At 37.4% G+C, this 6,076-nt stretch carries 6 protein-coding genes, 1 tRNA gene and 1 pseudogene; 6 read left to right on the top strand and 2 right to left on the bottom strand.

Annotated features, from left to right (window positions below):
- Positions 1-40: 40 nt before the first annotated feature.
- On the bottom strand, positions 41-1,480 hold the full coding sequence (locus HMPREF0493_RS04890) for an APC family permease (RefSeq protein WP_006352194.1): 1,440 nt from the start codon (positions 1,478-1,480) through the stop codon (positions 41-43).
- A gap of 163 nt (positions 1,481-1,643) precedes the next feature.
- Here HMPREF0493_RS04890 and HMPREF0493_RS04885 point away from each other — a divergent pair, with 163 nt between their 5' ends.
- From HMPREF0493_RS04885 to HMPREF0493_RS04860, 6 genes and pseudogenes are all read left to right on the top strand, one after another.
- Positions 1,644-3,032: a hypothetical protein gene (locus HMPREF0493_RS04885; RefSeq protein ID WP_006352193.1), complete on the top strand. Its 1,389-nt coding sequence runs from the start codon at positions 1,644-1,646 to the stop codon at positions 3,030-3,032.
- 182 nt (positions 3,033-3,214) lie between these two features.
- A pseudogene (locus HMPREF0493_RS09400) lies at positions 3,215-3,598 on the top strand (GtrA family protein).
- A 21-nt stretch (positions 3,599-3,619) separates the two neighbouring features.
- Complete coding sequence (locus HMPREF0493_RS08620) at positions 3,620-3,787, top strand: hypothetical protein (protein WP_006352191.1); 168 nt, start codon at positions 3,620-3,622, stop codon at positions 3,785-3,787.
- Between the two features lie 774 nt (positions 3,788-4,561).
- Positions 4,562-4,762 carry a hypothetical protein gene (locus tag HMPREF0493_RS04870; RefSeq protein WP_006352187.1) on the top strand — a complete coding sequence of 67 codons (201 nt, stop codon included), beginning with the start codon at positions 4,562-4,564 and terminating at the stop codon, positions 4,760-4,762.
- Between the two features lie 25 nt (positions 4,763-4,787).
- Complete coding sequence (locus tag HMPREF0493_RS04865; protein WP_040457246.1) at positions 4,788-5,018, top strand: hypothetical protein; 231 nt, start codon at positions 4,788-4,790, stop codon at positions 5,016-5,018.
- Positions 5,018-5,947, top strand: a complete 930-nt coding sequence (locus HMPREF0493_RS04860) for a glycosyltransferase family 2 protein (protein ID WP_006352185.1) — start codon at positions 5,018-5,020, stop codon at positions 5,945-5,947. The genes HMPREF0493_RS04865 and HMPREF0493_RS04860 overlap by 1 nt, the downstream gene beginning before the upstream one ends.
- A gap of 51 nt (positions 5,948-5,998) precedes the next feature.
- On the opposite strand, the gene HMPREF0493_RS04855 is transcribed toward HMPREF0493_RS04860, so the two are convergent.
- Positions 5,999-6,070, bottom strand: a tRNA-Arg gene (locus HMPREF0493_RS04855).
- Between the last annotated feature and the right edge of the window lie 6 nt (positions 6,071-6,076).

The raw sequence follows: 6,076 nt of genomic DNA, 5'->3' as shown, positions 1-6,076 counted from the left end.
CGAAAAGGGACGGTTTTATTTATAATTATTCTAAATATGATTAACTTAATTTGGCGTCTTGATGCTTTTTGATAGCAGGCAAGATAATACCCAAAGCGATCAAGATAATTGGCGTAATGATATTTAAGAACAAGGTAAATGGATCTGGTGAGTAAATTCCCATGATACAGCAGGCTGCAGTAACAAAGAAACACCAAATTCCGGCTGTGTAGGCTAAGCCTTGATGCTTAGTCATCTGATAAGTAGTGTTTTTAGCAAATTTTTGTTGTTTCTTTCTTAACGCAATGTAGGCTGCAAATACCCAAAGGTAACGCATTGGCATTGTAGTTGAGTTCAATTTAACCAGTTGAGCCATAACTGCTTGAGCATTTGGAAGCAAAGCTTGGGCTACGATTAAGCCACCAGAAAGGATGATAACCATCCAGATACCATTGATATATGCACCATGTTTGTTAAGTTTCAACAAGCGCTTAGGAATATACTCTTTTGCTTCCTTGCTTCCCAAAAGCATTCTAAGTGGCGCATCGATACTGATTACCAAAGTAGAGAACTGACCAATAACGTTGCACCAAGAATAGATGTACATGAATAAGCCGCCAACATGGTAGTATTGTCCCAATTTATCAAAGGCCATATATGCACCGTTAGAAATGTATTCGTTCAAGTTGTTGTTAACAACTTTAGGATCAAACATCAAAGCCATAGCAAATGTTCCTAAAATAGCGGATACCATAACCATAATCGCTAAGGCCATCATTGCCTTAGGGAAGTTCTTTGAAGGATTTTTAACCTTATTTACATAAGGAGAAATCTTTTCACAGCCACCAACCCCGAATACCAAGATGGATAGTGAGGTTAGGTATTTAGCATTGAAAGTTGGCATCAAATTCTTCCAATTCCAGTTAATGCTGTAATAAGAAGCATGTGGATTAAGTGCAGGAGCTGCAAACATCATGATGATGAATAGAATTGACATGATAAACATTGAAGTTCCGGCAACTGTGGCTAAACCTTTAAGAACAGGAATACCACGACTGGCAACCCAGCAGAAAAATAAGAAGACAGCTAAGGTGGCTAATTGTGTGGTAAAGGTTGGCAAGGCATCATACCAATTAGTATTGCCAAAAATGCCCCAAGCCATGGCTCTCAAACCACCGGTACCTTTACTTGAAATATAAACAACGTGACAAGCCCAATAGGTCCAACCTGCATAGTAGGCCCATTTGGCACCCATTGTGGCGGTAACCCATGAGGAAACACCACCTTCGGAGTTTTTAAAAGTAGCACCAAGTTCACCAACCATTAGTGCATAAGGAACAAAATAAAGCAGGAACATGACGATCCAGCTGAAAATAACTCTTGTTCCGTCGAAGTAGACATAACCATTAACAACGTTACCAAAGCCCCAGACAGTTGAGAAGGCCATCATTGCTAAGGTAGTCCACATCATTTTTTTTGGATTATTTTCCATTTCTACCATAAATATCTCCTATATCTAAAAACAATTGTGAACTTTTTATATTATACTCTACATATATATATAAAATACTTCTGCATTAATATTCTTCTAATAAAAAACTAGTAATTAATAAACGAAACTAAAATACTAGAGTATTAGTTTCTTTTGCTTTGGAGAAATATGAATGAAAAGTAAATGGAAATTTGCTGCCATAGCAGCAGGTATTTTGTTAACAAGTTCAGTAGGTATCGCAAGCAATGAAACAGTTTCTGCTAAAAGCTACAGCAAAGCTGTGACTAAAATTGCAGGTACAGGCAACTATACAATTTATCATCGCGTAACTAAAAATGGTCCATCTGGGAAATTTACTTCCACTAAATATTTTAAGAATGGCCAAATTCAATCTAAGAAATACATTTCTACCATTGATTTAGTCAGTGGATCAAGCTATTCATTCCCAACTAGAGACGCAATTAACTACGTTACTGACAGCCAAGGTACGGCCATTAATCCAAGCAAGGTCAATGTTTCTCAAAGTAGCGTCTCTTCAAAATCAACAACTGTAAAGTATAGTTACGGTAAAGCACAAGCTTCAGTGCAAGTAAATGTTCACCAAAATTATCCAGCTTCACCATCCGCTTCAGTTAAAAAAGGCCTTACCGAAGTTAGTCCATGGAAGGGATCATCGAAGAGCTCTTCAAGAAATTGGAACAGTGCACACGGTTATCGCTCAGAAACTACTGGCAATACTTTTAAGAGCAACGGTTTGACATTGAAGACAAGATTGTTCCAGCCACGGTTTGTAAGTTTAGGCTACAACCAAGCTGCAGACACAATGGGTCAAGTTGGCGTTATTCCGGAAGGTATGACTGTTAATGGTGGCATTTTCACTACTTCAACGTTCACTAGCTCATCCAGTCAATATGGCCACTTGGTTTCCTATAACTTAAATGCACTTAAGAGCAAAACTGCTGCACAGAATTTGACTACCATGAAATGGAGCACTTTTAAGAGCTATGCTAAGAACATCAAGGTTTCACCGTATATTAAATTGGGTCATGGTCAGTCTTTAGGTTCATCCAGTGCTTATATTTATGTAATGGCTAATGATAATAATTATAGAAAAGGCAATCGTGCAGAAGAAATTTTGCAAATCCGCAATAGCGATATGAAGATCAACAAGATCTGGACTTTCCAAATCGCAGATAACCGTTACATCCACAACGCAACTTTCAGTGGTGATGGTACAATGTATGCTTTGTTCCATAATGGTGGCAATAGCTACTATGAATACTGGAAGCTTACTTTAAGCAATGACGTTTGGCATGCAACTGAAGACAATTTTGTGAAGAACGGTGCTCCTGTTCAAGGTTTTGCTTATGGCAATGGTCACTTCTACGTAGGCTTTAACGATAATATCTTTAAGGTCGCAGAAAATGGTACTGCAGAAAAACATTACCGCTTCAATGTTCGTCGAGAAATCGAAGGAATTTCTGCAAGTGGTTCTAAGCTTTATGTTCAATTTGCACAAAGAGCTGAATTAACTTCAGGTACTGCAAATCAGTTTTTTTAATTAAATGAGCTGTCCTATTTGGGACAGCTTTTTTGTTTCCATATTTAAAATGCATAAAAAAGTTTTGCTTTTTAAATGTAATGCAAATTTTGACTAAAATAGGTTATCATAAATACTAACGTAAAAACTAACAAGAATAGCAAGTAGGATATAGTGATGAGAAACAACAAGTTGCTTCACTAATAAGAAGTGAAAGCTTTATTGAACTAATTAAATATGGCTTGATTGGAGTTTTAGGCTTGGTCGTTGATTTCGGCATATATTGGCTATTAGCGATTTGTCTAAAAAATCAATCCTGAACTGGCAAATTTTATTTCTTCAAGTTGCGGCTTAATCAATAATTTTTTCTGGAACTTTATACCAACTTCAAAGTGAATGATCATATGTGGCGGCGGTTTGTTGAATATTATCTAGTAGGACAAATCACGACACTGTTTACAACAGCATGCATCTTCATTTTTGTAACGCTGTTAGGTCAAAACGCATTAGTGGTAAAGATCGTCTCAACCATTATTGCAACTTTAATTCAATTTGTTGTTAATAAAGCAATTACCTTCAAGAAGTAGGAAAGTGACAAAGATAACAAGATGAGCAAAAGAATTCAGTTGAATCAATTTTTGAATAGAACCTGGCCCTTTCTAATTATTATTTTAGCAACGCTTTTGCTTGCAGAAATTCAGTTGTCCAACGGACAATTAGTAATCGATATCGATACGATTTTTCATTACAATCGTTTTTATGATGCGGAAGAGTAAATAAGAACAGGCCATTTTTCCTATTTTCAGGCCAACTTTGCCTTTAATCATAGCGGACGAATAATCAATGCAATGTACGGGCCGTTTTTGCCTACTTTAATGGCTTTTTGCTGTTAATTTGCGGCAGCTTGTTTCGCTATCAGATTTTAACTTACTTCATTCTGTGCATAGGTGCAGGCACAGGTATGTATTTCCTGGCACGAAAGGCTAAAGCTAACGAAATTGCTAGCGTGATGGTGGCAGTTTTATACATTAAAATTGGTTCAATTCAAGCATGATTTGATCATACAAATTTGATTGCTTGGGGCGGGATGCTGCTGGTAATGCTCTGACTATATTTAAGACAAATAAGCTCAATTTTATCGTTTCAATTGAGGTTAGAATCTTCTTCATTCTTTCTACTTGTTTAATCAATTGGCAGGCTTTGAGCAAAGCAAATGCCATTTTTAAAATCGTATTTGCAATTTCCGCATCGACTTTTAATCATTGCCTATCCGTTATTAGAATTGGGAATTGCTTTAAGCTTGACGGAATTAAGCAAATATCAGGCTTGGTAGAAGGTCGCTTACGCCGGTCTTGCTTTTGTAATTTTTGAAAATTTTGGTGCAAATTATTCCCGGATCATTCAGCATACAGCTCTTAATCAGAGCCGGGTTTATACGGTAAAAAACGCAAAGTCTGGCGAGAATAATCAAGCTTTGCACGCTAGCCATTATAATTATGTCCAAGGTCTCAAAAATAAATATCGAACCTTCGGCGTCAGCAATACTGAGCATGGTCAAGCCTTCGTTCAAACGGCCCGCGTGGCTTGATTTGATCATCAAAGTAAATCCAGATTATCTGCCGACATACCATGGCAAAATATCTGCTAAAAAGGTTGATAATGCTTATGTGCGTGAGATTGTCGAGCTGGATTTGAGCGGCAAGTTTCATTATCAAGTCTTGAGTGGCGGTGTCTTGCAGCTCAAATGGTAAAATAAAAAAAGCAGGCAAGATAAAATTGCCAGTAGTGCTTTATAAACAATCTGAACTAACTGTAAATGGTAAAAAAATCAAAACGCAATTAAGCAGAATCGGCAGTCCGACAATTACACAGAAAGCTGGCGAAAATGTTGCTACATTGCACTTCAAGACGCCAATTTGGTTTTTGCTTTTATTATATCTAAGCATTCTAGCTTGGTTAAGTTTATTGGCTTTTGGTATTTTTAAGTATATAAAGAAGGCAAATTAATGAAGAAGTTATCAATTGTTGTTCCTTGCTATGAAGAAGAAGAAACTGTTCCGCTGTTTTATCCGGCAGTTGAAAAGGTTGTCAAAAAGATGCCGGTGGAAATTGAGTATATTTTCGTCAATGATGGTTCAACAGATAATACTTTAAATGAATTGCGCAAGCTGCATAAAGCACATCCGGAAGAAGTTCATTATTTGTCCTTTTCGCGCAATTTTGGCAAAGAAGCAGCCTTATATGCTGGTCTTAAAAATGCTACTGGCGATTATATCGTTGACATGGACGTCGATTTGCAGGATCCGCCAGAGTTCTTGCCTAAAATGTATAAGCTTTTGGAGTCAGGAGAATGGGACTGTATTGGAACAAGAAGGGTAGATCGAACTGGTGAGGCCAAGATTAAGTCTTTCTTGAGCGATCAATTTTATAAGTTTATTAATCGTATTTCTAATACCCAGATTGTTTCCGGTGCGCGTGATTATCGAATGATGACGAGACAGGTGGTTGATGCTGTGTTAGAAATGCGTGAATATAGTCGTTTTTCTAAAGGGATTTTTTCTTGGGTCGGATTTAGAATAAAATATCTTGATTATCATAATGTCGAAAGAGTGGCCGGTACAAGTGATTGGAGCGCATGGAAATTATTCAAATATGCTTCAGATGGAATTGCCGACTTCTCGCTTGCTCCCTTAAATATTGCGGTCTGGATTGGCAGTTTTGCTTCATTAGTGTCGATCATTGGCTTTATAGCTGTTATCATTCGTCATGCTTTCAATCCAGATGCTGCAGTATTAGGCTGGGCATCACTGGTAAGCAGTATTTTATTAATTGGTGGCTTACAATTATTGTGCATTGGTATTATTGGAAGATATATTGGCAAAATCTTCTTGCAGGTTAAAGAACGACCAATTTACATTGTGCAGGAGAAAAAATAGTCAAAAACAAAAAGCTCATAATCGCGGTTGTACGATTATGAGCTTTTTTGATGGGTCCCCTGGGAGTCGAACCCAGATTTCAAGAACCGGAATCTTACGTGCGATCCATTACACTAAGGACCCGAATAC

Origin of the sequence: Lactobacillus amylolyticus DSM 11664, assembly GCF_000178475.1 — a bacterium.
GTDB lineage: Bacteria > Bacillota > Bacilli > Lactobacillales > Lactobacillaceae > Lactobacillus > Lactobacillus amylolyticus.
The sequence above is the reverse complement of the archived record's forward strand: the minus strand, read 5'-3'. Positions and strand labels throughout refer to the sequence as shown.